We start from the raw sequence: 24,292 nt of genomic DNA, 5'->3' as shown, positions 1-24,292 counted from the left end.
TCGCCGGGCCACGCGGTCGGTGTGGACGCCTCGTGGCACCCGGGTGTGGCGCCACTCACACATCGTGGCACGACCCGGCCTGCGATGGAGGAGACACCCGCCCAGCGATCTGCGCAAGGTCCCCCGAACGGATTGCGCACGATGACCGGTCACAGGGCGGCCCGGCCTGTCAGACTGAGCGACGTGCCGGCTCTCGACGCCACCGACGCCCGCCTGCTGCAGGCCCTGGCCGAGGACCCGCGCGCGACGGTGATGGCGCTGTCGCAGCGGCTCGGCCTGGCGCGCAACACCGTGCAGGCGCGGCTGGCCCGGCTGGAGTCCGGCGGCGCCCTGGCGCCCTTCGACCACCGCGTCCGCCCGGAGGCGCTGGGCTACCGGCTGGGCGCGTACATGACCGTGCAGGTGGTGCAGCGCAGCCTGGCCGAGGTCGGCGAGGCGCTGGCGGACATCCCCGAGGTGCTCGAGGTGACGGCGCTGTCGGGCGTCGCCGACCTGCTGGTGCGGGTGGTCGCGGTCGACGCCGACGACCTCTGGCGGATCACCGATCGGGTGCTCGGCATCCCCGGTGTCCAGCGCACCGACACCGCGCTGGCGCTGCGCCGGCTGGTCGACCACCGCATGGGGCCGCTGCTGGCACGGGCGGCCGAGTGAGGCCCCCACCCACCACTCGCAGGCTCGCGGCGGGACCATGCAGGGGGCCTCACTGCCGCCGGCGCACCCGCACCGGGCCGCGCGCGGTGGCGACGTCGACGACCTCACCGCGCTGGGTGACCTCCACCTGACCCGCCGCGGCCAGCCGCCCGGCCGCCGCGCGGGCCGCGGGCATCAGCTCCCGCCAGCCCTCGGGGTCGACGGCGCGGGCGGCCTCCGAGGGGCAGATCGTCGCGCCGGGCCGCCGGTCGTCGAGCAGCGCGTCGATCGCCTGCTCCAGCCGCGTGCCGACGTCCGCCACGCCTCCCAGCCTGCGGCGCGGGACGTCGCCGGCGCCACGGCACCCGCCTCCTGGCCACCGCTCCGGTGGCTGCGGTGCGAGGACGCCCTGACCGGTCCTCTCCCTTGCTTCGTTCTGTGAGCAGCGGCTGAGCGTCCGTGGGTGGTGCCCGGGGTCGGCCCGGGTGGGGCCGGCGGGCAGGCGCGGGGGAGGCCGGCGGCGGGATGCTGGGCCCGTGCGCCGCTGGACGTCCGGGCTGCTCGCCGCCCTGCTGCTCGTGCTCGCCGGCTGGGTGCTGGCCCCGACGGCCTCGGCGTGCAGCTGCACCGGGGGGACGACGGCCGACCACGCCCTCGGCGCCGACGCGGTGTTCTCCGGCCGGCTGGCCCACCGCGAGGTGGTCGGCGGGACCGCCCTGCACGTCTTCGCCGTCGACGCCGTGTACGCGGGGCAGGTCGCCGCCCAGCAGGGCGTGCTGTCGCCCGCGTCCGGTGCGTCGTGCGGCCTCGAGCTGGCCGGCGAGGGACCCTTCCTCGTCTTCGCCGTCCGCGAGGACGACCGGCTGGTGGCCGACCTGTGCGGCGGGACGACGGTGTGGACCCCGCAGGCCGCGGCGGAGGTGCAGATGCTGACCGGCGCGAACGCTCCCGAGCCCGGGTCGGCCGGGACCGAACTGCCCGGGGGCCCGTCCGACACGGCCCTCGAGGCGGTCGTCGCCGTCCTGCTCGTGGCGGCGTTCGCAGGCGGGCTGGTCCTGCGGCGACGGGCGGGCGGGTAGACGGAGGACGGCGGGGGATAGGGGGGCCGGTCGTGAGCCCCGGCGACCGCGACCTGCTGCAGGAACTGCTCTCCGCCTACGGCCCGGGAGGCCAGGAGGACGACGTCCGGGCCATCTGCCGCAGGGAGCTGGAGCCGCTGGTCGACGAGCTGACCGTCGACCCGGCGGGCAACCTCGTCGGACCGCTGCGCGGCACGGGCACGGCGGAGGCGCCGCACCGCCGAGGAGCTCCCCGCCGCCGGCGTGCACGCCGGCACCCGGGTCTGCGTGCACCGCAGCCGCCGGTCCCTGGTCGAGTTCGCCGACTGCGTCGGCTGCACGAGGGGAGCCACCGTCCGCCGGCCGACGCCTACCTGGTGTGCACGGCCGGTGAGGAGATGGGCGGGATCGGGGCGGCGTACGCCAGCCGGACGCTGCCCGGCGAGCTGACCCTGGCCTCGACGTCGGCCCGGCCGAGGCCGAGTACCAGGTGCCGGCCGACTCCGGCCCGGTCGTCGCCTACGCCGACGACGCCGTCGTCTACGACAAGCCGGTCGCCGACCACCTGCAGGCCCTCGGCCGCGAGCTGGGCCTGGACCCGCGGGCGGCGGTCTGGGAGTCCTACGACTCCGACGCCAGCCAGTCGACGAGCAGCGGCCAGGCCGCGCGGGCAGCGCTGCTGTCGCTGCCGACGCTGTCCACCCACGGCTACGAGGTGCAGCACCGGGAGACCGTCGAGCGCTGCGCGCGGCTCGTGGCCGAGTTCCTGTGCCGCCCGGTGCCGCGCTGAGCTGGGTGTACCCGGCCGTTCGACGGGGGTAGACCGGGCGGATGGCGAAGCGCACCCCGCTGGGGACGATCGGCAAGGGACGACGCGGCATCAGCGTGGCGGGTTGGGCCCTGCGCGGCGCGGCGGCCGGGGCGGCGGGCAGCACCGCGCTCAACGCCGTCACGTACCTCGACATGACCGTGCGCGGCCGCCCGACGAGCTCGACCCCCGAGCAGACCGTGGAGAAGTTGGCCGAGAAGGCGCACGTGCCGATCCCGGGCGAGGGCGACACGCGGCAGAACCGCATCCAGGGACTGGGCCCGATCACCGGGCTGGTGGCCGGCGTGGGTGTCGGCGTCGTCGTCGGGCTGGTGCGCGCGGCCGGCTACCGGTCGCAGCCGCTGGTCGGCACGCTGCTGACCACGCTGGGGGTGCTGGTCGTCGCCAACGGACCGATGACCGTCCTCGGCATCACCGACCCGCGCACCTGGTCGGCGACCGACTGGGCCAGCGACATCGTCCCGCACCTGGCCTACGGCGCGGTCGTGAAGACGACGATGGACGCCTTCGACAGGCTGTGACGAAGGCCCCCCCGGGTACGAGCCGTCGAGATCACGGGATCTCGCACGGCAGGGAGCCCGTACCCGTGCGAGATCCCGTGATCTCGACGTGGAGAAGGGTCGCTCAGGCCCGCCAGCCGCCCTCGTCGACCCCACCGGGCACCGGGGCGGCGGGGTCGTAGGGCTGCCGGGTGAAGACGAAGGTGCCCACGTCCAGGTGGTCCCCGGCGATGCGCAGCGGCTCGCCGGCGTAGTAGCCGTCCAGGCCCACCCACGTGCCGTCGTCCCGGCGGGCGAAGCGGCTGGCCCGCCCGGTCCGGCCCGGCAGCGGACCGAGGTGCAGCAGGCCGCCGGGCAGCGCCCGCAGCACGTGCGGCCCGGGCCCCCAGTACCACATGCCGAGGAACTCCAGCGGCACCGGCGGCGGCGAGGGCGCCCACGCCTCGACGACCCGCGGCTCGGCGGCGCGCAGGTCGGCGAGCAGGCCGGGGACGAGCGGGTCCAGGCCGGCAGTGGTGTTGGCCAGCGAGACGGCGCCGGTCTGCTCGTCGCGGTCGACGAAGACGCCGGCGAGGAAGCCCGGCATCGAGCCACCGTGGCCGACCAGCGTGCACCCGTCGACCCGCAGCACCTGCAGGCCCAGCCCGTACGCGGACCAGCCCGGCGCGGAGGGGTCCACGCCCGCGGGCACGGTCATCTCCTCCAGCGTCGCGGGGTCGAGCACGTCGCCGGTGTCGCCGAGCAGGAAGGCGGCGAAGCGCCCGAGGTCGGCCAGCGTCGCCCAGAGCTGGCCGGCGGCGGCCATCACGCCCGCATCGTGCTCCGGCTCGGGCAGGACGACGTCGGCCCACGGGTGCACCGCGCGGCCCTCCGCGGCGGGCGCGACCGGCCGGGGCGTCGTCCGGGTCATGCCGAGGGGGCCGAGCACCTCGGCGCCGACGACGTCCACCCAGGAGCGGCCGCGCAGCCGCGCCACCAGCTCACCGAGCAGGCCGAAGCCGAGGTTGGAGTAGTGGAAGCGCCGCGCGGCCCCGAGGACGACGTGCTCGGGGGCCAGCTGCAGGTCCGCCAGCGAGCCGCCGGGGGCCCGCTCCCACCACGCGCCCGGGCTCTCCGCGGCCGCGCCGGCGACGTGGGCGAGCAGCTGGCCGACGGTGCGGTCGCCGAGCGGGGTGCCGGGCACGTGCCGGTCGAGCGGGTCGTCGAGGTGCACCCGGCCCTCGTCGCGCAGCCGCAGGACGGCGACCGCGGTGACGGTCTTGCTGATCGACCCCAGCCGGTACTGGACGTCGGTGTGCGGCTCGAGGACGTCCCCGCGCCCGGTGGACCAGGCCAGCCCGCCGTCCCGGACGACGCCCGCGAGGAGGCTGGGCGCCCGTCCGTCGCGCTGCACGCGGGCGGTGCGGGCGAGCAGCAGGCGGGCGGTGGACGGCAGGACGGCGTCGGGCACGGGCCCAGACGCTAGCGAGCCGCGGGTCAGGAGGTGGGCGCAGCCTCGGGCACGGGCAGCCGGCCGGTGCGGGTGGCCCAGCGGTCGAACCAGAGGGTGGCCAGCGGGGGCACCGACGCGGCGAGGGCGAGCAGCGTGGTACCGGCGTTCCAGCGCAGCACCCGGGCGGCCACGACCGCGACGACGACGTAGGCGATGAAGATGCCGCCGTGGATCGGGCCGAAGATCTGCACGCCACGCTCGGAGGTCGCCAGCACGTACTTGACGAACATCCCGAACAGCAGGCCCACCCAGGAGCACGCCTCGGCGAGGGCGACGGCACGGAAGGCGAGGGCGACGGCGCGCGGGGTCACGCGCCCCATGGTCCCCGACGCCGGGACGGGCCGGTCGCGTCGGTCGGGGTGACCCGCGCCACCCGTCGTCCCCCCGTGGCAGGGTCGAGGCCCGTGCGGGGTCTGGCGCGGCGCGAGTTCTGCCTGGTGCTGCTGCGCCGGATGGCCGACCTGCGGCCGGACCTGGTGGCCGAGGCGCTGCCCCGGCTGGGCGCCACCCGGGCGGAGGCGCACGCGGCGCACACCCGGTGGCAGGCGCTGCAGCACTCACCGCGGGCGCCGCGCGGGCTGGCGCTGCGCTCGGCCGTCCTCGGCCCGCCCGAGGAGACCGAGGACCGCCGCTTCGGCGACCTCGACCTCGAGGTGCGCCGCTGGCCGCTGCCGCTGTGGCCGCACCTGTACTGGGAGGTGCTCACCGGCCCGGGGGGCAGCGTGCTGCAGGAGCACCTGGTGCGGGCGCCGGGCTCACCCGTACCGCGGGCCACGCCGGCCCGGTTGCGGGTGTGGGAGCACACGCTGGACGACGTGGTCGGTCTGCGCGGGGCGACGAGCGTCGACCCCGGCGTGGTCACCCGCTGGGAGGTGCACCTGCTCGGCGGCGTCCGCGCCCGCTTCGTCTGGGGCCTGCTGCAGGCCGTCGACCATTGAAGGACCCCGTTGCTCCCCACCGCTCGCACGCTCGCGGCGGGCCCCTGCCAAGGGGTCCGGGGTCCTTCTTCAGCCGGCGATGCGGTTGAACTTCGGCGTCGCGCCCATCTTGTCGACGCTGGCGATCTTGACGACGTCACCGGACGTCGGCGCGTGCACCATCTGCCCGTTGCCCAGGTAGATGCCGATGTGGCTGACCGGGCTGTAGAAGGCGACGAGGTCGCCGGCACGGGCCTCGGAGCGGGACACCGGGGTGCCCATCTGCGACTGCATGCGGCTGGAGTGCGGCAGGCTGATCCCGGCCGCCTGGAAGGCGAACTGCACCAGGCCCGAGCAGTCGAACGAGCCAGGCCCCGACGCCGCCCACACGTAGGGCTTGCCGCGCTGGGCCAGGGCGCGGTCGACGACCGCCTGGAGCGAACCGCCGGAGACGGCCACGGGGGCGGAGGACGCCGCGGCCGGCTCCTCGCGCTCGGTGCGGCTGGCCCGGCCGTCCTCGCCGGCACCGTGGGCAGCGGCGGCGGCCGCGAGGGCGGCCCGCCGCTCCTCGGCCGAGAGCCGGGTGTAGTCGGCCTGGTACTCGGCGATCTGGGCCTGCAGGTCGGCCTGCTGACGGGCGACCGCGTCGTACTGGGACTGCGCCTCGGCGGCGGCCCGGTCGGCCACGATCTGCGCCTGGGCGGCGGCCTCGCCGGCGACGACGGCCGTCTCGAGCAGCTCGCCCTGGTGGCCGGCCACGGCCTGCAGCAGGGTCACGCGGTTGACGAACTCGTCGGCGGAGTCGCTGGTCATCAGGGCCTGGAACGAGCCCATGGTGTCGCCGGTGAAGGCGCTGCGCGCCACGCCGACGAGGGAGTCCTGGGCGGCGGTGACCGCCGTCTGCGCCTCGGTGACCACCGCGGCGGCCGCCTGCGCCGCCGCCTGCTGGCCGGCCAGCGTCTCGCGGGCCTCGTTGAACTCCTCGGTGAGCACCTCCAGCTCGTGGCCGCGGGCGGCGACGAGGGCGGCGGCGTCGGCGGCGGTGGTGGGCTCCTCGGCGCCGGCCGGGGCGGGGGCGAGAGCGAGGCCGAGGGCGCCGGCGAGGACGAGGGCGGCGCGGCGGGCGGTGCGAGGGGTCGCCATGGTGCGGCGGCACTCCGTTCATCCACGGCCGCCTACCGGGTCAGCTGACGGGTTCGGGCCGGACGAGCCCGGCGCGGACGGCCACGAGCCGGCGCGCGCTTCACCCCAGTGGTTCGGTGGGTCCCCGGCCCCGCGCTCCCGGGGAGAGGAGCGCCGGCTCGGCGGCATCCGCGGGGTGTCACCCAGGCTGGTGACGGAGCGCCCCGGCGGATGCACTCACCGTAAGGGCCGTGACGCCGCCGTGACAATTACCCGGGTGTGATTTGGTCGGATCTCGACTCGACTGCCGGGCCGCACGCGACGGGTGGGGTGAGTGTGACGGACGAGGTTCGCCGCGGGTGCCGCGGGGCACGCAGGGGTCATGGATCTCAAGCGACCCCTCGTCGTGCTGGCCGCCGTCGCCGCCCTGGCCGGGTGCGGTGCCGCCACGGAGACGGGTGGCAACACCGACGTGGATCGCGGCCAGGGCGAGTGCAACGCCGCTGAGGCCGGTTCGACCGACGAGGAGCTCTGCCAGGACACCGAGCAGGACAACGAGCAGCAGACCGACGAGGAGGACGACGGGACCGGCTGACCGCGGCGTGAGGGGGCGGAGCGCTCCGGCTACGGTCCGCCGGTGGGTACGCGCAGGTACGACGCCGTCGTCGTCGGCGCCGGGCACAACGGGCTGGTCGCCGCGGCCTACCTGGCCCGGGCCGGGTGGTCGGTGCTGGTGCTCGAGCGGCTCGCCGAGGTCGGGGGCGCCGCGGTCAGCCGGCAGGTGTTCCCCGGCGTCGACGTCCGGCTCTCGGCCTACTCCTACCTGGTCAGCCTGCTGCCCGACCGGATCGTGGCCGACCTGGGCCTGCAGGTGACGCTGGCCGACCGCGCGGTCGCCTCGTACACCGCCGTCCCCGGCGGGCCGGGACTGCTGGTGGAGCGGGACGAGGGCCCGGCCACCGCGGCGTCCTTCCGGGCGCTCACCGGCTCCGACGCCGAGCTGGCGGCCTGGCAGCGGTTCTACGGCCGGGTCGCCACGCTCGCCGAGGACCTCGCCCCGACCCTGACCGAGCCGCTGCTCTCCCCCGCCGACCTGGCCGGCCGGCTGCGCGAGCCGCGGCTGTGGCACGACCTGCGCGAGCGCCCGCTGGCCGACGTGGTCGCCGACGCGCTGTCGCACGACGTCGTCCGCGGGGTGGCGCTCACCGACGGGCTGATCGGCACGTACGCCGACGTGCACGCCGCCGACGGCCTGGCCGGGCGCTGCTTCCTGTACCACGTGGTCGGCAACGGCACCGGGCGCTGGCGGGTCCCGGTGGGCGGGATGGGCGCGGTCACCGGCACGATGGCCGCCGCCGCGCGCCGCGCCGGCGCGGAGCTGGTCACCCGGGCCGAGGTGACCGCCGTGGAGCCGCGGGACGACGGAGCGACCGTGCACTGGACAGACGACGAGGGCACCGACCGGGCGGCGGACGCCGGCTGGGTGGTCGTCGGCGCCGCCCCGACCGTGCTCGACCGCCTGCTGGGCCAGCCCCCCCGCCCCTCCGCGGACGGCGCCCAGCTCAAGGTCAACATGGTGCTGTCGCGGCTGCCCCGGCTGCGCTCGGGCCACGGGCCGGACATCGACCCGGCGCTCGCCTTCGCCGGCACCTGCCACGTCGACGAGGCGGCGTCCCAGCTGGACGCCGCGCACGCCCAGGCCGGGGCCGGCCGGCTGCCCGACGTCGTCCCCTTCGAGGTCTACTGCCACTCGCTGACCGACCCGACGGTGCTGGGCCCGGCCGAGCGGGAGGCCGGCCGGCACACCCTCACCCTCTTCGGCCTGCACACGCCCGCGGCGCTGTTCCGCGACGACCCCGAGGGCGTCCGGGACGAGGCGGTGGGCCGGGTCGTGGCCCAGCTGGACGCGCACCTGGCCGAGCCGCTGCTGGACTGCCTGGCCCGGGACGCCGAGGGCCGGCCGTGCCTGCAGGCGGCCTCACCGCTGGACGTCGAGGCGTCGCTGGCGATGCCGGGCGGGCACATCTTCCACGGCGACCTGTCGTGGCCGGTCGCCGCGACGCCGGAGGAGGTCGGCACCTGGGGCGTGGGGACGGCGCACCCGCGCGTCGTCGCCGCCTCCTCGGGCGGCACCGTGCGCGGCGGGGCGGTCAGCGGCCTGGGCGGCTACGCGGCGGCCCGCGCGCTGCTGGACCGGTGCTGAGGCGGGCCTGGACGGCGCGCCGGCTGCGCGCCGAGACGACGGCGCTGCTGGGCGGGGCCGCCGAGCAGCTGCGCGGCCGGGACGTCGCGCTGATCGCCGCCGGGCTGACCTTCTACGCCGGCATCGCCGTGGTGCCGCTGCTGCTGGTCGCCTTCTCGCTGACCGCGCTGCTCACCTCGGCCGAGCGGGTGCGTGAGCTGAGCGACCGGCTGGCGCAGCTGCTGCCGCCGGAGCTGGGTGCCCCCGGGGCGCTGCGGACGCTGGCCGAGGCCGGCACCGGCCTGGACCTGCTGGGCTTCGTCCTGGCCCTGGTCCCGCTGTCGTTCTACGGCGAGGGGCTGCGCCGGGCGCTGCTGCGCTTCACCCCCCGCCAGGACCGGCTGACCGGCTGGCGCGGCCGGCTGCTGGCGCTGCCGCTGGTGGTGGCCACGCCGCTGCTGATGTACCCGCTGCTGGTGGCGGCGTCGGCGATGGTGGAGCTCACCGAGCAGGGGAGCGCGCTGGGCGCCTTCGCCGTCGGCTACTACTCGGTGCTCTTCGCGCTGACCGTGCCGCTGCTGTGGGGCTTCGGCGTGGTCGCGGCCGGCAACCTGCGCTGGCCGGCGCTGGTGTCCGGCGTGCTGTTCACCGCCGCCTGCCTGTCGGGCTTCCTGCAGGGCTTCGTGATCTTCCTGGCCCTGCCGCTGGCGCTGGGCGCGCCGTTCGGCGGGCTGACGGTGGTCGGCGCGGTCGTGGCGATCAGCCTGTGGCTGTTCCTGCTGCACCTGGTCGTGATCGGGGGCTGGCTGCTCACCCAGTCCCTCGACGACCGGCTCCGCAGGGGAGCTCAGCCCTCGCCCTGACCCCGGTCCGGGCCCCAGTCCTGCCCCCCGTCCCGGCCCTCACCAACGCCGTCCTGGCTCTCGCCGTCCTGGTCCCCCCCGTCCTGGCTCTCGCCGCCGTCCCCGCCCTGCTCCGGGCCGGGGTCGGTCTCGACGGGCTCGGGGTCGGACGGCGGCGGCTCGTCCGACGGCTCGGGCGCCTGCGGCTGCCGCGATCGCGGCGCCGGCTCGGGATCGGGCCGCGGCTCGACGTAGTCCTCGCCGTTGCTGACCAGGATGGAGACGACCTGACCCTCCACCGCGCGGCCGCCACGCGGCGGGCTGGTGCCCAGCAGGACGCCGGAGCGCCGGGAGCTGTCCACCTCGACGGTGCGGTGCTCGAAGCCGGCGTCGGACAGCGCCGTGCGGCAGGCCCGCACCGAGGTGCAGCCCGGCACCGGCCGGGTGTTGCCGTTCATCACGACCTCGTCGGCCGGCGGGAACTCGCCGCTGCCGCGGGCCTCCAGGACCGGCGCCATCGCGGTGCGCCAGACCGTGGCCGCCTTGCCCCCGCCGAAGCCGCCGACGTTCTGCTTCCGCTTGGGGTTGAGCACCATGACGCTCGCGGTGATCTCGGGGGTGTACCCCACGAAGGCGATCGAGTCGTTGTCCTGGGACGTCCCCGTCTTGCCGGCGATCTGGTGGCCCGGCACGTACGCGCGGGTGCCGGTCGCACCGGAGTACCCCGGCTCGACGTCCTTGCGCAGCATCTGGTTGAGCGTGTTGGCCACGCCGGGCTTGATCGCCTCGGGGGTGCAGCGGTCGCCGACCGCCAGCGGCTCGCCGTCCGAGCCGACCGCGGGCTCGCCGTGCTGGTCGAGCACCGCGGTCACCGGGACGACGTCGCACTGCGTCCCGCCGGCCGCCAGCGTCGAGTAGGCGCTGGCCAGGGCGAGCGGGCTGGTGGCCTCGGCGCCGAAGGTGAACGACCCGCGGTTCTCGTCGATGATCTGCTGCGGCAGGGCCGGGTCGCTGAACTGGAACAGCCCCATCCGCTCGGCCATCCGCACCGGCTCCTCGACGCTGCCGAGGGCGTCCTCGAGGGCGAGGAAGTAGGTGTTGGAGGACTGGTAGAGCGCGGTGGTCAGGTCCAGCGTCGAGCGGTAGGTGCCGGCGTTCTCGACGTCGTAGCGGCCGGCGCCGTCCCGGTAGACCCGGGAGACGTAGGGGTCCGACGTCGTCAGCGTGTAGTAGCCGGAGTAGCCCCGGTCCAGCGCGGCCGCGGCGGTGAACACCTTGTAGGTCGAGCCGGAGCCCTTGCTGGCGGCGAGGTTGAGGTTGAACGACTCCTGCGCGGGGTCCTCCCGGTCGTAGCCGAACACCCGGTTGACGCTCATCGCCAGCAGGTGGCCGGTGCCCGGCTCGACGGCGGTGAACATGCCGGCCAGCGAGTTGCCCATGGACAGCGTCTCGAGGACGGCGGCGTCCCCGGCGCGCTGCAGGTCGGCGTCCAGCGTGGTCCGGACGACGTAGCCGCCGTTGTCCAGCTCCTTCTGGGTCAGCCCCAGTTCCTGGATCAGGTAGCGCTGCACGAAGTCGCAGACGAACGCGCCGACCGTCGCCTCGACGCAGCCGCGGCGCGGCGCCGGGGCGGGGGCGAGGCCGAGCGGCGCGGCCTGCGCGGCGGCGGCGTCGGCCGGGGACACGCGGCCCTGCTCGACCATCCGGGAGAGGACCTCGTTGCGGCGCGCGGTGGCCGCCTCCGGGTCGGTGAACGGGTCGTCCTGCGTCGGGCTCTGCGCCAGGCCGGCCAGCAGCGCGGCCTGGGGCAGGGTGAGGGCGGCGGCGTCGACGCCGAAGAACGCCTGTGCGGCGGGCTGCACGCCGTAGGCGTTCTGCCCAAAGTAGACGATGTTGAGGTAGCGGGTGAGCAGGTCGTCCTTGGAGTAGCTGTCCTCGAGGGCCAGCGCCAGCCGGGCCTCCCGCAGCTTGCGGCCCATCGTCTGCTCGGTGGCCGCGCGGCGCTCCTCCGGGGTGTCGGCGGTCTGCAGCAGGGTCTGCTTGACCAGCTGCTGGGTGAGCGTCGACCCGCCCTCCTGCACGCCGCCCGCGGCGATGTTGGTGAGCAGCGCGCGGGCGGTGCCCTGCACGTCGAGGCCGTGGTGCTCGTAGAACCGGGCGTCCTCGATGGCGACCATCGCCTGCTTCATCACCTCGGCGATGCGGTCGCCGGTCACCGGGGCGCGGTTCTCCTCGTAGAAGGAGGTGATGACCTCGCCGTTGGCGGCCAGCAGCACGGTGTTGGCCGGCGGGGCGTCGACGGTCAGCTCGGTGGGGAGGTCGCCGAGCAGGCTGGTCGACTGCTGGGCGGCCACCGCGGGCCCGCCGACCCACGGGAAGAGGAGTCCCGCGACGAGTGCTCCGGCCACCACGACCGTGGCGGCGAGCTTGAGCAGCGTCCTGACCCGTGCGTCGGTGCGCAGGTCCATGGGCCCCCTTCCGTGGAGTGCCACTCGATCAGGGATCGGTGTCGGTCACAACCATGCGCGCCGCGCAGGCCGGTCCGCCCGGACCCGCACGGCACACGCGTCACGCTGCTGCCAGCAGCTCCGGCAGGTCCCCGGCGTGCAGCACCACCAGTGTGCTCACCGCCCGGGTGAGGACGACGTAGAGGCGGTGCAGTCCGCGCGGCTCGGCGGCGGCGATCGCGGCGGGGTCCACCACGACGACCGCGTCGAACTCCAGCCCCTTGGCCAGTGTCGCCGGGACGACGGCGAGCAGGCCCGCCTCGCCGTCGTCCCCCAGCACCGCCGCGGGCAGCCCGGCGGCGACCAGCGCGCCGGCCACCTCGGGCACGGCGGCGTCGGCGCAGACGACGCCGATGGAGCCCGGCGTCGCGGCGAGCTCGCGGACCACCTCGGGCAGCGGGCCGTCGGCGCGGATGCGCAGCGAGCCGGCGCCGCGGCGCACCGCGGTGGCGGCCGGGAGGCCCGGCGCGATCGCCGGCAGCAGCCGGTTGGCGTACTCGAGCACCTCGCCGGGAACGCGGTAGCCGCGGGTCAGCGGCCGGACATCGGTGTCGGGGCGCCCCAGACCGGCGAGCGTGCGACCCCAGTCCGCCGCCGACCACGGGCTGGTGGCCTGGGCGAGGTCGCCGAGCACGGTCAGCGACCCGGCGGCCAGGCGGCGGGCGATCGCCCGGCACTGCATGGGCGAGAGGTCCTGCGCCTCGTCGACGACCACGTGCCCGTAGCCGGCGGTGCGCTCCAGCAGGCCGGCGACCTCGTCGACCAGCACCGCGTCGGCCTCGGTCCAGGGGGCGCTGCGCAGGGGGCCGGCCGGGCGGAGCAGCAGCGCCTGCTCGGCGTCGTCGAGCACGCCGCGGGCGGCCCGGGCCAGGAGGGCGGGGTCGGTGAGCAGGGCGTGCACCAGCTCGGCGGCATCCCACGCCGGCCAGACCTCGTCGCAGAACGCGCGCACCTCCGCGCTGCGGGCGGCCCGGCGGGTCTCGGCGTCCGTGGGGCTGCCACCGGCGGCCTCGGCCTGCCGGCGGGCGTCCTCGGCCAGCAGCATGGCCAGCCGCTCCCGGCCGGCGGCGTGGTGCAGCACCTGCTGGTCCTCGCAAGCCCGTCCGCGGCGGCGCAGGTCGTCGACGTGGCGCTTGAGCCGCTCGACCGGCACCCGGCGGCGGCGCCCGGCCAGCGGCACCTGCACGTCGTCCGCCGGCTTGGCGATCGAGCCCCACAGCGCGCGGTGCAGCACCTCGGCCAGACGGGCATCGCCCTTCAGGACGGCGACCTCCGGGGTGTCGGCGCCGTGCACCGGCACCCGGGCGGTCAGCTCGGCGACGGTGGTCTGCTCGACGTCGACCTCGCCGAGGGTGGGCAGCACCTGCTCGATGTAGCGGAGGAACGCGCGGTTGGGCCCGACGACGAGGACGCCGGTGCGGGCCAGCTGTCCGCCGTGCGTGTAGAGCAGGTAGGCCGCGCGGTGCAGGCCGACGGCGGTCTTGCCGGTGCCGGGGGCGCCCTGCACGCAGATCGACTCGGCCAGCGGCGCCCGCACGATGGCGTCCTGGTCGGGCTGGATGGTGGCGACGATGTCGCGCATCGGGCCGGAGCGCGGGCGCTCGATCTCCTCCTCGAGCAGAGAAAGGACCCCCCTGCCCCCCACCGGAGAAGGACCCCCCTGCCCCCCACCGTTCGCCCGCTCACGGCGGGACCCTGCAGGGGGGCCCGCGGCGGGCCCCTGCAGGCGGGCCTGCTCGTCGCGAGCTCCGAGCAGCTCGTCCTCGTAGCTGGTGAGCTCTCCGCCGGAGAAGCCGAAGCGGCGGCGGCGCACCAGGCCCTGCGGATCGGCGGCGCTGGCCCGGTAGAACGGCCGGCTCATCGGCGCCCGCCAGTCGATGACGACCGGTGTGCCGTCGGCGTCGCGCACGTGCCGACGGCCGATGTGGAAGGTCTCGGTGTCGGTGTCGGTGCGCCCGAAGAACGGCGGGACGCCGGGGTCGGCGGCCAGTGCCCGCAGCCGCTCGGCGCGCGCGGCGCCGAGGCGCTCGGAGGCCCAGGCGTCGACGCCGGCGTCCACGACGGCGGAGGCGCTCGCGCGCATGACGGTCAGGCAGTCGGCCGCGCGCACCAGGTGGGCGCGCTCGGCGGCGAGGACGGCATCGGGGGCGGTCGTCTCGCTCGATGCGGAGGACACGGTCGGAGGACGCTACTCCTGTTCCGCCCGTCGGCCTACCGGCCGATCTCGTCCGTCGTCCTACCGGCCGGGCCCCCGCTCGTCGGGGACCCGGCGACCGCGGCGTTGGATGGCCGCATGCCCGAGACGATGCTGGCCGGACGGTTGGACGTGCGCACCCGCACCTTCGCGGTCAAGGAGGTCCCCCGGCCCACTCCGGGCCCCGGTGAGGTGCTGGTCGAGGTGGCCGCCGCCGGCATCTGCCTGTCCGACGTCCACCTCATCGAGGGCCAGCTCTCCCCGCTGTTCCTCGCCAGCGACGAGGTGACCCTCGGCCACGAGGTGGCCGGCACGGTCGCCGGGCTGGGGGACGGCGTGACCGGGGCGACCGTGGGGCAGCGGGTGCTGCTGCAGGCCGGGGAGGCGAAGGACGGCTGGGTGCACACCCGCGGCGTCGACTACGACGGCGGCTGGGCGGAGTACGCGCTGGCGACGGTGCCGACGCTGGTGCCCATCCCCGACGGCCTGCCGTTCGAGCAGGCGTGCATCGTGCCGGACGCGGTCTCGACGCCGTGGGCCTCGATCGTGCGCACCGCCGGGGTCCGCGCCGGCCAGCCGGTCGGCGTCTGGGGCATCGGCGGGCTCGGCGCGCACGCCGTCCAGCTGCTGCGCCTGGCCGGGGCCGCGCCGATCGTCGCCGTCGACCCGGTGGCCGCCGCGCGGGACCGGGCGCTCGCCTTCGGCGCCGACCTCGCCCTGGACCCCGCGGACGACGTCGCCGCGCGGGTGCGGGAGCTGACCGGCGGCGCCGGGCTGGCGTACGCCTTCGACTTCGCCGGGGTCGCGCCGGTGCGCGAACAGGCCGTGCGGACGCTGGAGCGCGACGGCGCCCTGGTCCTCGTCGGGCTCACCGACCAGCCGCTGACCATCCGCAACGGCACCCAGTTCAGCTACTTCGGGCAGCGGGTCCTCGGCCACTACGGCTCCGAGCCCACGCACGTGGAGGAGCTGGTGTCACTGGTCCGGCACGGCCGGCTGGACCTCTCCCGGTCGATCTCGGGCACGCTGCCGCTGACCGAGGCCGCCCGCGGGGTCGAGATGCTCGCGCACAAGGAGGGCGATCCGATCCGCCTGGTGCTGACGCCGTGAGGTGTTCGCCCTGATGAGCGGGGGCCCGGAGGGCTCCCCGAGGAAGGGCGGGTGGGGCTCAGCGCAACCGGGGGACGGCACCTGGCCGCGGTGTCGTCCGGTAGGACGACGAAGTCATCGCTCACCCGGCTCCACGATGTGCACGTCGACCGCCCGGAACTGCGACGGGGTCTCCAGCAGCACGGCCTTGGTGGGCTCGCCGACCTCGAGGGCCGGCCCGCGGCGCAGCGCGGCCAGCGCCCGCAACCGCGGGTCGGCCAGGACGTCGTCCACCAGGCCGCGGTCGCCGCCGGTGAACAACGCCTCGACCTCGCCGGCGTGCGGCCCGAGCACCCGGACGGCGGTCTCGGCCGCGGCGCCCACCACGGCGTCGGTCTGGTTGGCCCGCCGCCGGGCGAAGCGCTGCTGCGACCAGCCGCCGGCCGCCGTCCGCCCCTGGACCTGGCGGGCGTCGACCTTGGAGACCACCAGGTCGGCCCCGTCGAACACCCCGACCGCCCACCGTCCGCGGCGGACCAGGAGGACGGCGGCGCGGTGGGGGACCCGCACCGCCGCGCTGAACGAGGTGAGCACCGGCGGGGTGGGTGGGGACGTCGCAGCGGGCCCGGGCCGCCAGTCGAACGGCGCCCGCAGGGTGACGTCGGTGCTGTCCGCGCAGGTCACCCGTACCGCCCCGTCGACGAGCTCGACGTTGTCGAAGGCGCCGTGCCGGGCGGCGACGCCGTCCAGCCAGCGCCCCAGGCGCTCGGGCGGGACGCGCAGCTGCCGGCCACCGCCCGCAGCGGGCCGGGCGCGGGTCAGCGCTCGGCGTCCCGCGTGGTGGGCAGGCCGGCCGCGGCCCAGGCCCGGTAGCCGCCGACGACGTCGGTGGCGCGGTGCAGGCCCAGGGCCCGCAGCGAGTCGGCGGCGAGGCTGGAGGCGTAGCCCTCGTTGCACAGCACGATGACCTCGACGTCGTGGTCGGCGGCCTCGGGCAGCCGCGCGTCACTGGCCGGGTCCAGCCGCCACTCGAGCACGTTGCGCTCGACCACCAGCGCGCCGGGCACCTCGCCGTCGGCCGCCCGCTGGGCGACCGGGCGGGTGTCGACGAGCAGGGCGCCCGCCGCCATGCGCGCCGCCGCCTCGACCGGCTCGAGGCGGTGCAGGCGGCCGCGCGTCTCCTCGAGCACCTCGTCGATGGACCGGGGGGCGGGCGGGGTCTCCACGGGCCCCATCCTGACCGACGTCAGCGGGCCATCGCCGGCTCGGCGGCGTGCTCGGCCGGCACGTGCAGCAGCCGCTGGGTGGCCGCGACCACCACCGTGGCGACCGCGGCGGCGAGGGTGGCCACCAGGAACGCGCTGTTGGCCCCGACCGTGTCGACCAGCTTGCCGGCCGCCGAGGACCCCACCGCGACGCCCAGGCCGAGCGCCGTGCCGATCCAGGTGAAGGCCTCGGTGGTCGCCGAGCGCGGCACCAGGACCTCGGCCAGCGTGAACGAGCTGATCAGGGACGGCGAGACGGCCAGCCCGGCGAGCACCACGAACGGGATCAGCACCCACACGTCGCCCACCAGCGCCAGCGGCAGGCTCAGCACGGTCAGCACCCCCAGGGCGACGACCAGCCGGTGCCGCAGGGGGTGCCGCCAGTGCACGCTCCCCCACCCGATGCCGCTGGCCATGGAGCCGACTGCGAGGGCGGCGATGAGGACGCCGGACAGCGCCATGGCGCCGCGTTCGTCGGCGAAGGCGACCAGCGCGATCTCCAGGCTGCCCAGGACCGTGCCCACGGCGGCGCCGACGACGAAGAGCACCCGGATGCCCGGTGTGCGGATCGCCGACGGGCCGCTGCGGGCGGCGTGCCCGTGCGGTGGCGGCTCGGTGCGGCTCTGGGCGGCGAACAGCAGGCTGCCGATGATGGCGAGGACGAACGCGGTGACCACCCCGGAGGTGGCGTGCCCGGTGGTGGAGAGGAAGGTGACCAGCACCGGGCCGACGATGAAGACGAACTCGTCGACCACCGACTCCATCGCCAGCGCGGCCGGCAGCCGGTGCGTGCCGCGCAGCAGGTGGGTCCAGCGCACCCGGATCATCGAGGCCACCGGCGGGATGCAGGCGCCGGCCAGCCCGGCCGAGGCGAACAGGATCCAGCGGGGCCAGTCCTCCTTGACCGCGGGCAGGAACACGCAGCCCGCGGCGATGAAGACGGCGAGCACCGGCAGCAGCGTGCGGCGCTGGCCGTGGGTGTCGGCCCAGCGGCCGAGCAGCGGCCCCGAGATCGCCGTGGTGACGGCCCCGGTCGCGGCGACCGCCCCGCCGAGCCCGTAGCTGCCGGTCTCCGAGGCGATGAGCAGCACCGAGCCCAGTCCGACCATCGACAGCGGCAGGCGGCCGATGAAGGCGGCCAGCACCATCGGCAGCGCGTGCGGCGTGCGCAGCACGTGCAGGTAGGGATTGGACACGGGGAGGTGGCCTGTCGTCTCAGGTGAGGGGGTGCCGGTACGACCCACGCTAACCGACCGGCGCCCCCGCGGCCCGGCGGCAGTCGTGCCGGTGCAGCGCACATGACCCCGGGACGGCGCAGGGCCCCGCGCCGGTCGCCGTTGACCGGTGCGGGGCCCTGCTCGGCCCCCTGCAGGGGTCCTCTTTCAGGCGAGCCGGTGCTCCAGGATGGCGAGCTCGTCCCACATGGTGCTGGGGAGCTTGTCGCCGAACTTCTGGAACCACTCGGTGATCTGCGGGACCTCGGCGCGCCACTCGTCCTTGTTCACGGCGAGGGCCTTCTCGACCTGCTCGCGCGACATGTCCAGCCCGGAGACGTCCAGCGAGTCCGGCGTCGGCACGTGGCCGACCGCGGTCTCCTCGGCCGCCGCGGTGCCCTCGAGCCGCTCGACGACCCACTTGAGGACCCGGCTGTTCTCACCGAAGCCCGGCCACAGGAAGCCGCCGTCCTCGTCGCGGCGGAACCAGTTGACGTAGAAGATCTTCGGCAGCTTGGTGGCGTCGTGCTGCTTGCCGGTCTCCACCCAGTGACGGAAGTAGTCACCGGCGTTGTAGCCGATGAACGGCAGCATCGCGAACGGGTCGCGGCGGACGACGCCGACGGCGCCGGTGGCCGCCGCCGTCGTCTCCGAGGACAGCGTGGCGCCCATGAAGACGCCGTGGTTCCAGTCCCGGGCCTCGGTGACGAGCGGGATGGTGGTCTTGCGACGGCCGCCGAAGAGGATCGCCGAGATCGGCACGCCCTTCGGGTCGGTGTACTCCGGCGCCAGGATCGGGCACTGGGTGATCGGCGTGCAGAAGCGGCTGTTCGGGTGGCTGGAGGGCTCGTCGCTCTCCGGCGTCCAGTCCTGCTTCTTCCAGCTGGTCAGGTGTGCCGGGGGCTCCTCGGTCATGCCCTCCCACCAGACGTCGCCGTCGTCGGTGAGCGCGACGTTGGTGAACACCGAGTTGCCCTTGTCGATGGTGCGCATCGCGTTGGGGTTGGTGTCCCAGCCGGTGCCCGGGGCGACGCCGAAGAGGCCGTACTCGGGGTTGAGCGCGTAGAGCCGGCCGTCCTCGCCGAAGCGCATCCAGGCGATGTCGTCGCCGAGGGTCTCGACCTTCCAGCCGGGGATGGTCGGCTCCAGCATCGCCAGGTTGGTCTTGCCGCAGGCCGAGGGGAAGGCCGCGGCGACGTAGTAGGTCTTCTGCTGCGGGCTGGTCAGCTTGAGGATCAGCATGTGCTCGGCGAGCCAGCCCTCGTCGCGCGCCATCACCGAGGCGATGCGCAGCGAGTAGCACTTCTTCCCCAGCAGCGCGTTGCCGCCGTAGCCGGAACCGTAGGACCAGATGGCCCGCTCCTCGGGGAAGTGCACGATGTACTTGGTGTCGCTGCAGGGCCAGGGCACGTCCTGCTGGCCCTCGTCGAGCGGGGCGCCCAGGGAGTGCATCGCCGGCACGAACGGCCGGTCCTCACCCATCGCCTCGAGGATCGCGCCGCCGATGCGGGCCATCACGCGCATCGAGACGACGACGTACTCCGAGTCGGTCAGCTCGACGCCGAACATCGGGTTCTCGGCCTCGACCGGGCCCATGCAGAACGGGATGACGTACATCGTCCGGCCGCGCATGCACCCCCGGTACAGCTCGGTCATGATCGACTTCATCTCGCCCGGGTCCATCCAGTTGTTGGTCGGACCGGCGTCGGCCTCGTCGACCGAGCAGATGAAGGTGCGGTCCTCGACGCGCGCGACGTCGCTGGGGTCGGAGGCACACCAGAACGAGTTGGGCTTCTTCTCCAGGCGGGTGAAGGTGCCCGCGTCGACCAGCTGCCGCGTGAGCCGTTCCCACTCCTCGTCGCTGCCGTCGACCCACACGACCCGGTCCGGGGTGGTCAGCTCGGCCATCTCGCGCACCCAGGCCAGCAGCCGGGCGTGGGTGGTCGGGGCGTTGTCGAGACCGGGGGTGGCCACAGAAGTCACGGCGTCTCCATCCTCTGGGTACGCCGGGGGGTGTGCCGCCGGCGCTGGTGCTCGTCCTGCTCAGCTGTCGTCCGGGCCGCCGTGGCGCCACGGGCGCCGGTGGGGTTCCGGGTCCGGACAGCCTAACGGCGGGGACGTCCACTGTAACCGTGAGAGATGTTACGTATAAGACGTCTACCTCGCGGGCCGGAAGTCCCTGGTGGGGACCGCGTCGACCCTGCCCGTCGACACCGCACCGACCCGCCCCGACCTGGTCGCGGTGGCCCGGGAGGCGCAGGACGACCCGGACGTCGCCGTCCACGCCGCCCGGGAGCTCAGGAGCCGGTCGACATCCCGTAGACCGGCGCGGCGACGTCGGCGGCGAAGGTGTCCCAGTCGCTCGGGACGGGGCGCCCGCCGACCTCGGCGTCGAGCTTGTCCAGGTACCAGTGCCAGCCGGCGGCGAAGTCGGTGACGTCGGCGTCCGCGGCGAAGACCTGGCGGAAGCGCAGGACCGTCCGGCCGCCCTCGCCCCACAGGTCGAGCTCGACCGTCCAGTCGTCCTGGTCCACCCAGGAGACGACGAGGCGCCGCGGCGGGTCGCACTCGACGACCGTCACCGCCTCGCCGACCGGATCCTGCTCGTGGGTCATCGTGAAGGTGCCGGTGCCGCCGGGACCGCGCTCGCCGTCGTAGGTGCCGATCCAGCGGGCCATCCGGTCGGGCTCGGTGAGCGCCGACCACACGTCCTCGACCGGGTCGGGCCAGGAGCGGCGGAACTCCAGGCGCTGTCGGCCGTCGGCCTCGGTGGTGACGACGCCGCGGCGGGCCATCGCGTCCTGCACGGTCATGGGGTCTCTCCGCTCCTCCTGGCCCGCCGGCCGCGGGCGATCTCGGTGTCCAGTGCGTCCAACCGCTGGGCCCACAGGTCGCGGTAGGGCGCCAGCCAGTCGTCGAGCTCCCGCAGCGGGCGCGGGTCGAGCGCGTAGAGCCGTCGGCGTCCCTCCACCCGGCTGCGGACCAGTCCGGCCTCGCGCAGCACGCGCAGGTGCCGGCTGATCGCCGGGCGGCTCACCGGGAACCGCGCCGCGAGCTCCCCCGCCGCCAGCTCCCCCCGCGCCAGCAGGGCGACCAGCTCGCGCCGGGTCGGGTCGGCGAGTGCGGCGAGCGCCTCCACGGACGGATGTGTAACACATCGGTTACGCAACAGACCAGGGGTTGGCGCGTCGACCGGCCGGGCACCGGGAGTCCATGACCGTCACCGACCCGGACGTCCCCGACCCGCTCAACGACCCCCGCACCCTGCAGGCCGACCCCGGCGCACTGGGGCAGGGCGGAGACCTCGCCTCGACCGAGGACGACGCCGTCTCGACCGGGGAGGACGAACTGGCCGAGCAGGGGCTGACCGCCGGCCGGGACGCGGCCGACGACGCCGGTGGCGGGGACGTGACCGGCGGCGCGTTCTCCGAGGCGCCGCGCGACTGAGACGGGGCAGTCCGTTTCAGGACTCGCCGACCGGGCAACCCTCGGGCCCCCAGTCCCTCAGCGAGGAGGACCGCTATGGCCACCGGTGAGACCGGCTTCGAGGACGTCACCTACGACCTCATCTCGGTGCAGTACCACTCGCTCAAGGCCGGGCACGACTACGGCCAGTACGTCCGCGACGCGGAGAACGCCGGGCTGCAGGACATCGCGGCGTTCTTCCGCCAGGTCATGGAGGAGGACTCCGGGCGGGCGCGGCGCTGCCACGAGTTCCTGCGGCAGATCTCCGGGACCGAGCAGGGCGGACCCGCCACCCAGTAGCCGAGCAACCGGCACGATGACGGTGTGATCCGTACACCGCTGACCCGCACGTTCGACCTGGCCGCACCGGTCGTCGGAGCCCCGATGGCCGGTGTGGCCGGCGGTTCGCTCGCACGCGCCGTCTCCCTGGGCGGGGGTCTCGGGATGATCGGCATCGGCAACGCCGCCACGACGGACTTCGTCGCCGAACAGGCCGCGATCCCCGCGGCTGAGGGCCTGCCGTTCGGCATCGGCCTCATGGTCTGGGCACTGGCCGAGCGCCCCGAGCTGCTCGACGCGGCGATCGCCGCCCGCCCGACGCTGGTCTCGGTCTCCTTCGGCGACCCCGCGTCCTCCGTCGGCCCGCTGCACGACGCGGGCATCGCCGTCGCCACCCAGGTGAACACCGCCGACGACGTCCGGCGCGCCCAGGCCGCCGGCGTCGACCTGCTCGTCGCCCAGGGCACCGAGGCCGGCGGGCACACCGGTCACCGGGCCACGCTGCCGTTGCTGCAGGAGGTGCTGACCCTGGCCGACCGCCCGGTGCTGGCGGCCGGGGGCATCGCGACCGGTGCCGGCATGGCCGCGGCCCTGGCAGCCGGCGCCGCTGGGGTGTGGATCGGCACGCCGCTGCTGGCCTGCCCCGAGGGGCTCAACTCCCCCGCCGCCCGGGCCCGCGTCTGCGCGGCCGCGGGCGAGGACACCGTGCTGACCCGCGCCTTCGACGTGGCGCAGGGCCTGGCCTGGCCCGAGCGGTGGCCGGGGCGCGCGGTGGCCAACGAGTTCAGCCGCGAGTGGCACGGCCGGGAGGCCGAGCTCGCCCGCGACCCCGACGCCGCCCGGAGCGTGGTCGAGGCCCGGCGTACCGGCGACCTGTCCGCAGCGCCGCTCTACGCCGGGGAGTCGGTCGGGCTGGTCACCGGCGAGCGGCCCGCGGCCGACGTCGTCCGGGTGATGACCGCCGACGCCGAGCGGGCGCTACGGGCGGCCTGCGACCTGCTGACCTGACCGCGCGGCGTCGGCCCACGCCTGCTCGAGCACCTGCAGCAGCAGGTCGACGGGCTGGGCGCCGGCCGCGCCGTACCTGCGGTCGACGACGAAGAAGGGGACGCCGGTCGCGCCGAGCTCCCGCGCGGTGCGGATGTCGTCGAGGACGGCGGGCCGGTACCGGTGGTCGGTGAGCGCGGCGCGCACCTCGGCCTCGTCCAGGCCGACCTCCACTGCCAGCGCGGTGAGGGGGTCGACGTCGAAGACCGAGCGGCCCTCCTCGAAGTGCGCGTGCAGCAGCCGTTCCTTCACGGCACCCTGGAGACCGCGCTCGGCGGCGAGGTGGATGAGCTCGTGGGCCAGCAGCGTGTTGCCGCTGGTCCCGCTCGCCAGGTCGTAGTGCAGGCCCTCACCGGCGGCGGTCTCCTCGACGTGCCGCATCATCCCGCGCACGTCCTCGACCGGGCGGCCGAACCTGGTGGCCAGCGCCGGGAGGGTCTCGTGGGTCTCGCCCTCGGGGATGCTCGGGTCGAGCTGGAAGGAGCGCCAGACGACCTCGACCTCCTCGTGGTGCGGGAACCGCTCGAGCGCGGCCTCCAGCCGGCGCTTGCCGATGTAGCACCAGGGACAGACGACGTCGGACCAGACCTCGATGCGCACGGAGCGCACGAACCGCACGCCGGCCGGGCTCATTCCGGCCGATGGGCCCCCGCCCGCGCCCGGCCGTCCCCGGGCGTGGGGTCGAGGAAGACGTAGCGCACCCCCGGGTACCGCGCGACCAACCGCCGCTCGGCCTCGTCGGAGGCGCGCTCGATGTCGGCGACGGTCACCTCGTCGGCGAAGTCGACCTTGGCCGAGACGACGACCTGACCGGGCCCGATCACCGTGGTGAGCAGGACCGGGACGTCGACGACCTGGTCGAGGCCGGCGACCTCGGCGCGCAGCTGGTCCTCGAGCCGACGGGGGAGCGACTGGCCGATGAGCAGCGAGACGTTGGCCCGCGCCAGCGACCCGGCGACCAGCAGCAGGAGGACGCCGATGGCCAGCGCCGCGAGGCCGTCCCACGTGGCACTGCCGGTGACCTGCTCGAGGAACAGGCCCAGCGCGGCGAGCACGAGGCCGACCAGGGCGGCGCTGTCCTCGAAGGTCACCGCCTTGACCGTGGTGTCGGTGGTGGCGGCGAGGTAGCGGCGGGGTGTCGTCCCCCACCGGCGGGCCGAGCCGCGCACCTGGCGGACGGCCTTGAGCAGCGAGGTGCCCTCGAGGACGAAGGACACCGCCAGGACGACGTAGGCCACCAGCGGGTCGCCCTGCTCCTCACCCGCCACGATGGTCGTGACGCCCTGGTAGAAGGAGAAGCCCGCGCCGAGGGTGAAGGTGGCCAGGCAGGCCAGCAGCGCCCAGAAGTAGGTCTCCCGGCCGTAGCCGACCGGGTGCCGGGCGTCCGGCGCCCGGTCGCCGCGCTTGAGCGCGACGAACAGCAGCACCTCGGTGATCGTGTCGGCCAGCGAGTGCGCCGCCTCCGACAGCATCGCCGAGGAGTGGCTGATCAGGCCGCCGACGAGCTTGGCGACGGCGATGCCCAGGTTGGCCAGCCCGGCGACGACGACGGTGCCGGTCGAGTCCCCGCCCGACCCGCCACCGCCCTCCCGGGCGTCCTCGGTGAGCGCGTGCGTGCGGGCGGGCACCGGCTCGGTCATGGCCGCACCCGTGCCCCACG

Annotated in this window: 25 protein-coding genes, 1 pseudogene and 1 riboswitch; of the genes and pseudogenes, 12 read left to right on the top strand and 14 right to left on the bottom strand. The window is 75.5% G+C overall.

Going from position 1 to position 24,292, the window contains the following annotated elements:
• The first annotated feature begins 183 nt into the window (after nt 1-183).
• On the top strand, nt 184-651 hold the full coding sequence (locus tag ACWIX7_RS14360; RefSeq protein WP_448617124.1) for an Lrp/AsnC family transcriptional regulator: 468 nt from the start codon (nt 184-186) through the stop codon (nt 649-651).
• 49 nt (nt 652-700) lie between these two features.
• Here ACWIX7_RS14360 and ACWIX7_RS14355 read toward each other — a convergent pair whose 3' ends face one another.
• Nucleotides 701-952, bottom strand: a complete 252-nt coding sequence (locus tag ACWIX7_RS14355) for a DUF3253 domain-containing protein (RefSeq protein ID WP_448617123.1) — start codon at nt 950-952, stop codon at nt 701-703.
• A gap of 214 nt (nt 953-1,166) precedes the next feature.
• Here ACWIX7_RS14355 and ACWIX7_RS14350 point away from each other — a divergent pair, with 214 nt between their 5' ends.
• The 3 genes and pseudogenes from ACWIX7_RS14350 (at nt 1,167) to ACWIX7_RS14340 (ending at nt 3,038) form a co-directional block, all read left to right on the top strand.
• Nucleotides 1,167-1,709, top strand: coding sequence for a hypothetical protein (locus ACWIX7_RS14350; RefSeq protein ID WP_448617122.1), 543 nt, complete (start codon nt 1,167-1,169; stop codon nt 1,707-1,709).
• A gap of 451 nt (nt 1,710-2,160) precedes the next feature.
• Nucleotides 2,161-2,478 (top strand): annotated as a pseudogene (locus tag ACWIX7_RS14345) (hypothetical protein); the annotation flags it as partial.
• A gap of 41 nt (nt 2,479-2,519) precedes the next feature.
• Nucleotides 2,520-3,038, top strand: a complete 519-nt coding sequence (locus tag ACWIX7_RS14340) for a hypothetical protein (protein ID WP_448617121.1) — start codon at nt 2,520-2,522, stop codon at nt 3,036-3,038.
• Nucleotides 3,039-3,141: 103 nt separating this feature from the next.
• Here the strand turns inward: ACWIX7_RS14340 and ACWIX7_RS14335 are convergent, their stop codons facing one another.
• Together ACWIX7_RS14335 and ACWIX7_RS14330 are read right to left on the bottom strand one after the other, a co-directional pair.
• Nucleotides 3,142-4,467, bottom strand: a complete 1,326-nt coding sequence (locus ACWIX7_RS14335) for a serine hydrolase domain-containing protein (RefSeq protein ID WP_448617120.1) — start codon at nt 4,465-4,467, stop codon at nt 3,142-3,144.
• 26 nt (nt 4,468-4,493) lie between these two features.
• Nucleotides 4,494-4,829 carry a DUF3817 domain-containing protein gene (locus tag ACWIX7_RS14330; protein ID WP_448617119.1) on the bottom strand — a complete coding sequence of 112 codons (336 nt, stop codon included), beginning with the start codon at nt 4,827-4,829 and terminating at the stop codon, nt 4,494-4,496.
• Nucleotides 4,830-4,913: 84 nt separating this feature from the next.
• Here ACWIX7_RS14330 and ACWIX7_RS14325 point away from each other — a divergent pair, with 84 nt between their 5' ends.
• Nucleotides 4,914-5,447 (top strand): hypothetical protein, encoded by a 534-nt coding sequence (locus ACWIX7_RS14325; protein WP_448617118.1) that lies wholly within the window; start codon nt 4,914-4,916, stop codon nt 5,445-5,447.
• 69 nt (nt 5,448-5,516) lie between these two features.
• Here the strand turns inward: ACWIX7_RS14325 and ACWIX7_RS14320 are convergent, their stop codons facing one another.
• The gene (locus ACWIX7_RS14320; RefSeq protein ID WP_448617117.1) at nt 5,517-6,569 is read right to left on the bottom strand and encodes an NlpC/P60 family protein; all 1,053 of its coding nucleotides are present in this window, start codon (nt 6,567-6,569) and stop codon (nt 5,517-5,519) included.
• Nucleotides 6,570-6,603: 34 nt separating this feature from the next.
• A riboswitch (cyclic di-AMP (ydaO/yuaA leader) is annotated at nt 6,604-6,698 on the bottom strand.
• A gap of 232 nt (nt 6,699-6,930) precedes the next feature.
• Between ACWIX7_RS14320 and ACWIX7_RS14315 the strand changes: the two genes are divergently transcribed.
• Genes ACWIX7_RS14315 through ACWIX7_RS14305 form a run of 3 tightly spaced genes read left to right on the top strand, consistent with a single transcriptional unit; the run spans nt 6,931 to nt 9,593 of the window.
• Nucleotides 6,931-7,143, top strand: a complete 213-nt coding sequence (locus ACWIX7_RS14315; RefSeq protein WP_448617116.1) for a hypothetical protein — start codon at nt 6,931-6,933, stop codon at nt 7,141-7,143.
• Between the two features lie 42 nt (nt 7,144-7,185).
• Nucleotides 7,186-8,751, top strand: a complete 1,566-nt coding sequence (locus ACWIX7_RS14310; RefSeq protein ID WP_448617115.1) for a phytoene desaturase family protein — start codon at nt 7,186-7,188, stop codon at nt 8,749-8,751.
• Nucleotides 8,745-9,593 (top strand): YihY/virulence factor BrkB family protein, encoded by an 849-nt coding sequence (locus ACWIX7_RS14305; RefSeq protein ID WP_448617114.1) that lies wholly within the window; start codon nt 8,745-8,747, stop codon nt 9,591-9,593. The genes ACWIX7_RS14310 and ACWIX7_RS14305 overlap by 7 nt, the downstream gene beginning before the upstream one ends.
• Here ACWIX7_RS14305 and ACWIX7_RS14300 read toward each other — a convergent pair.
• Both ACWIX7_RS14300 and ACWIX7_RS14295 read right to left on the bottom strand, forming a co-directional pair.
• Entirely contained in the window at nt 9,578-12,040 is a 2,463-nt protein-coding gene (locus ACWIX7_RS14300; RefSeq protein ID WP_448617113.1) for a transglycosylase domain-containing protein, read from the bottom strand. The two genes, ACWIX7_RS14305 and ACWIX7_RS14300, sit on opposite strands and share 16 nt — an antisense overlap.
• 100 nt (nt 12,041-12,140) lie before the next feature.
• Entirely contained in the window at nt 12,141-14,255 is a 2,115-nt protein-coding gene (locus ACWIX7_RS14295; RefSeq protein ID WP_448617112.1) for a HelD family protein, read from the bottom strand.
• Nucleotides 14,256-14,372: 117 nt separating this feature from the next.
• Between ACWIX7_RS14295 and ACWIX7_RS14290 the strand changes: the two genes are divergently transcribed.
• Complete coding sequence (locus ACWIX7_RS14290) at nt 14,373-15,383, top strand: zinc-binding dehydrogenase (protein WP_448617111.1); 1,011 nt, start codon at nt 14,373-14,375, stop codon at nt 15,381-15,383.
• A 114-nt stretch (nt 15,384-15,497) separates the two neighbouring features.
• Here the strand turns inward: ACWIX7_RS14290 and ACWIX7_RS14285 are convergent, their stop codons facing one another.
• From ACWIX7_RS14285 to ACWIX7_RS14260, 6 genes are all read right to left on the bottom strand, one after another.
• Nucleotides 15,498-16,145 (bottom strand): acVLRF1 family peptidyl-tRNA hydrolase, encoded by a 648-nt coding sequence (locus ACWIX7_RS14285; RefSeq protein ID WP_448622157.1) that lies wholly within the window; start codon nt 16,143-16,145, stop codon nt 15,498-15,500.
• Between the two features lie 35 nt (nt 16,146-16,180).
• Entirely contained in the window at nt 16,181-16,588 is a 408-nt protein-coding gene (locus ACWIX7_RS14280) for a rhodanese-like domain-containing protein (RefSeq protein ID WP_448617110.1), read from the bottom strand.
• A 20-nt stretch (nt 16,589-16,608) separates the two neighbouring features.
• Entirely contained in the window at nt 16,609-17,823 is a 1,215-nt protein-coding gene (locus ACWIX7_RS14275) for an MFS transporter (RefSeq protein ID WP_448617109.1), read from the bottom strand.
• A gap of 186 nt (nt 17,824-18,009) precedes the next feature.
• Nucleotides 18,010-19,824 carry a phosphoenolpyruvate carboxykinase (GTP) gene (locus ACWIX7_RS14270; protein WP_448617108.1) on the bottom strand — a complete coding sequence of 605 codons (1,815 nt, stop codon included), beginning with the start codon at nt 19,822-19,824 and terminating at the stop codon, nt 18,010-18,012.
• A gap of 314 nt (nt 19,825-20,138) precedes the next feature.
• On the bottom strand, nt 20,139-20,654 hold the full coding sequence (locus tag ACWIX7_RS14265) for an SRPBCC family protein (protein WP_448617107.1): 516 nt from the start codon (nt 20,652-20,654) through the stop codon (nt 20,139-20,141).
• A complete protein-coding gene (locus ACWIX7_RS14260) occupies nt 20,651-20,980 on the bottom strand; it encodes an ArsR/SmtB family transcription factor (protein WP_448617106.1) in 330 nt (109 codons plus the stop codon). The genes ACWIX7_RS14265 and ACWIX7_RS14260 overlap by 4 nt, the downstream gene beginning before the upstream one ends.
• Nucleotides 20,981-21,054: 74 nt before the next feature.
• Here ACWIX7_RS14260 and ACWIX7_RS14255 point away from each other — a divergent pair, with 74 nt between their 5' ends.
• The 3 genes from ACWIX7_RS14255 (at nt 21,055) to ACWIX7_RS14245 (ending at nt 22,593) form a co-directional block, all read left to right on the top strand.
• Nucleotides 21,055-21,288: a hypothetical protein gene (locus tag ACWIX7_RS14255; protein WP_448617105.1), complete on the top strand. Its 234-nt coding sequence runs from the start codon at nt 21,055-21,057 to the stop codon at nt 21,286-21,288.
• A 75-nt stretch (nt 21,289-21,363) separates the two neighbouring features.
• Nucleotides 21,364-21,606, top strand: coding sequence for an acyl carrier protein (locus tag ACWIX7_RS14250; protein ID WP_448617104.1), 243 nt, complete (start codon nt 21,364-21,366; stop codon nt 21,604-21,606).
• 24 nt (nt 21,607-21,630) lie between these two features.
• Entirely contained in the window at nt 21,631-22,593 is a 963-nt protein-coding gene (locus tag ACWIX7_RS14245) for an NAD(P)H-dependent flavin oxidoreductase (RefSeq protein ID WP_448617103.1), read from the top strand.
• On the opposite strand, the gene ACWIX7_RS14240 is transcribed toward ACWIX7_RS14245, so the two are convergent.
• Together ACWIX7_RS14240 and ACWIX7_RS14235 are read right to left on the bottom strand one after the other, a co-directional pair.
• A complete protein-coding gene (locus ACWIX7_RS14240; protein WP_448617102.1) occupies nt 22,564-23,250 on the bottom strand; it encodes a DsbA family oxidoreductase in 687 nt (228 codons plus the stop codon). The genes ACWIX7_RS14245 and ACWIX7_RS14240 overlap by 30 nt on opposite strands.
• A gap of 11 nt (nt 23,251-23,261) precedes the next feature.
• Entirely contained in the window at nt 23,262-24,272 is a 1,011-nt protein-coding gene (locus tag ACWIX7_RS14235; RefSeq protein WP_448617101.1) for a cation diffusion facilitator family transporter, read from the bottom strand.
• Nucleotides 24,273-24,292: the final 20 nt, after the last annotated feature.

Source organism: Geodermatophilus sp. URMC 65 (assembly GCF_053502545.1).
This window is presented reverse-complemented; position numbering and strand designations above follow the sequence as displayed.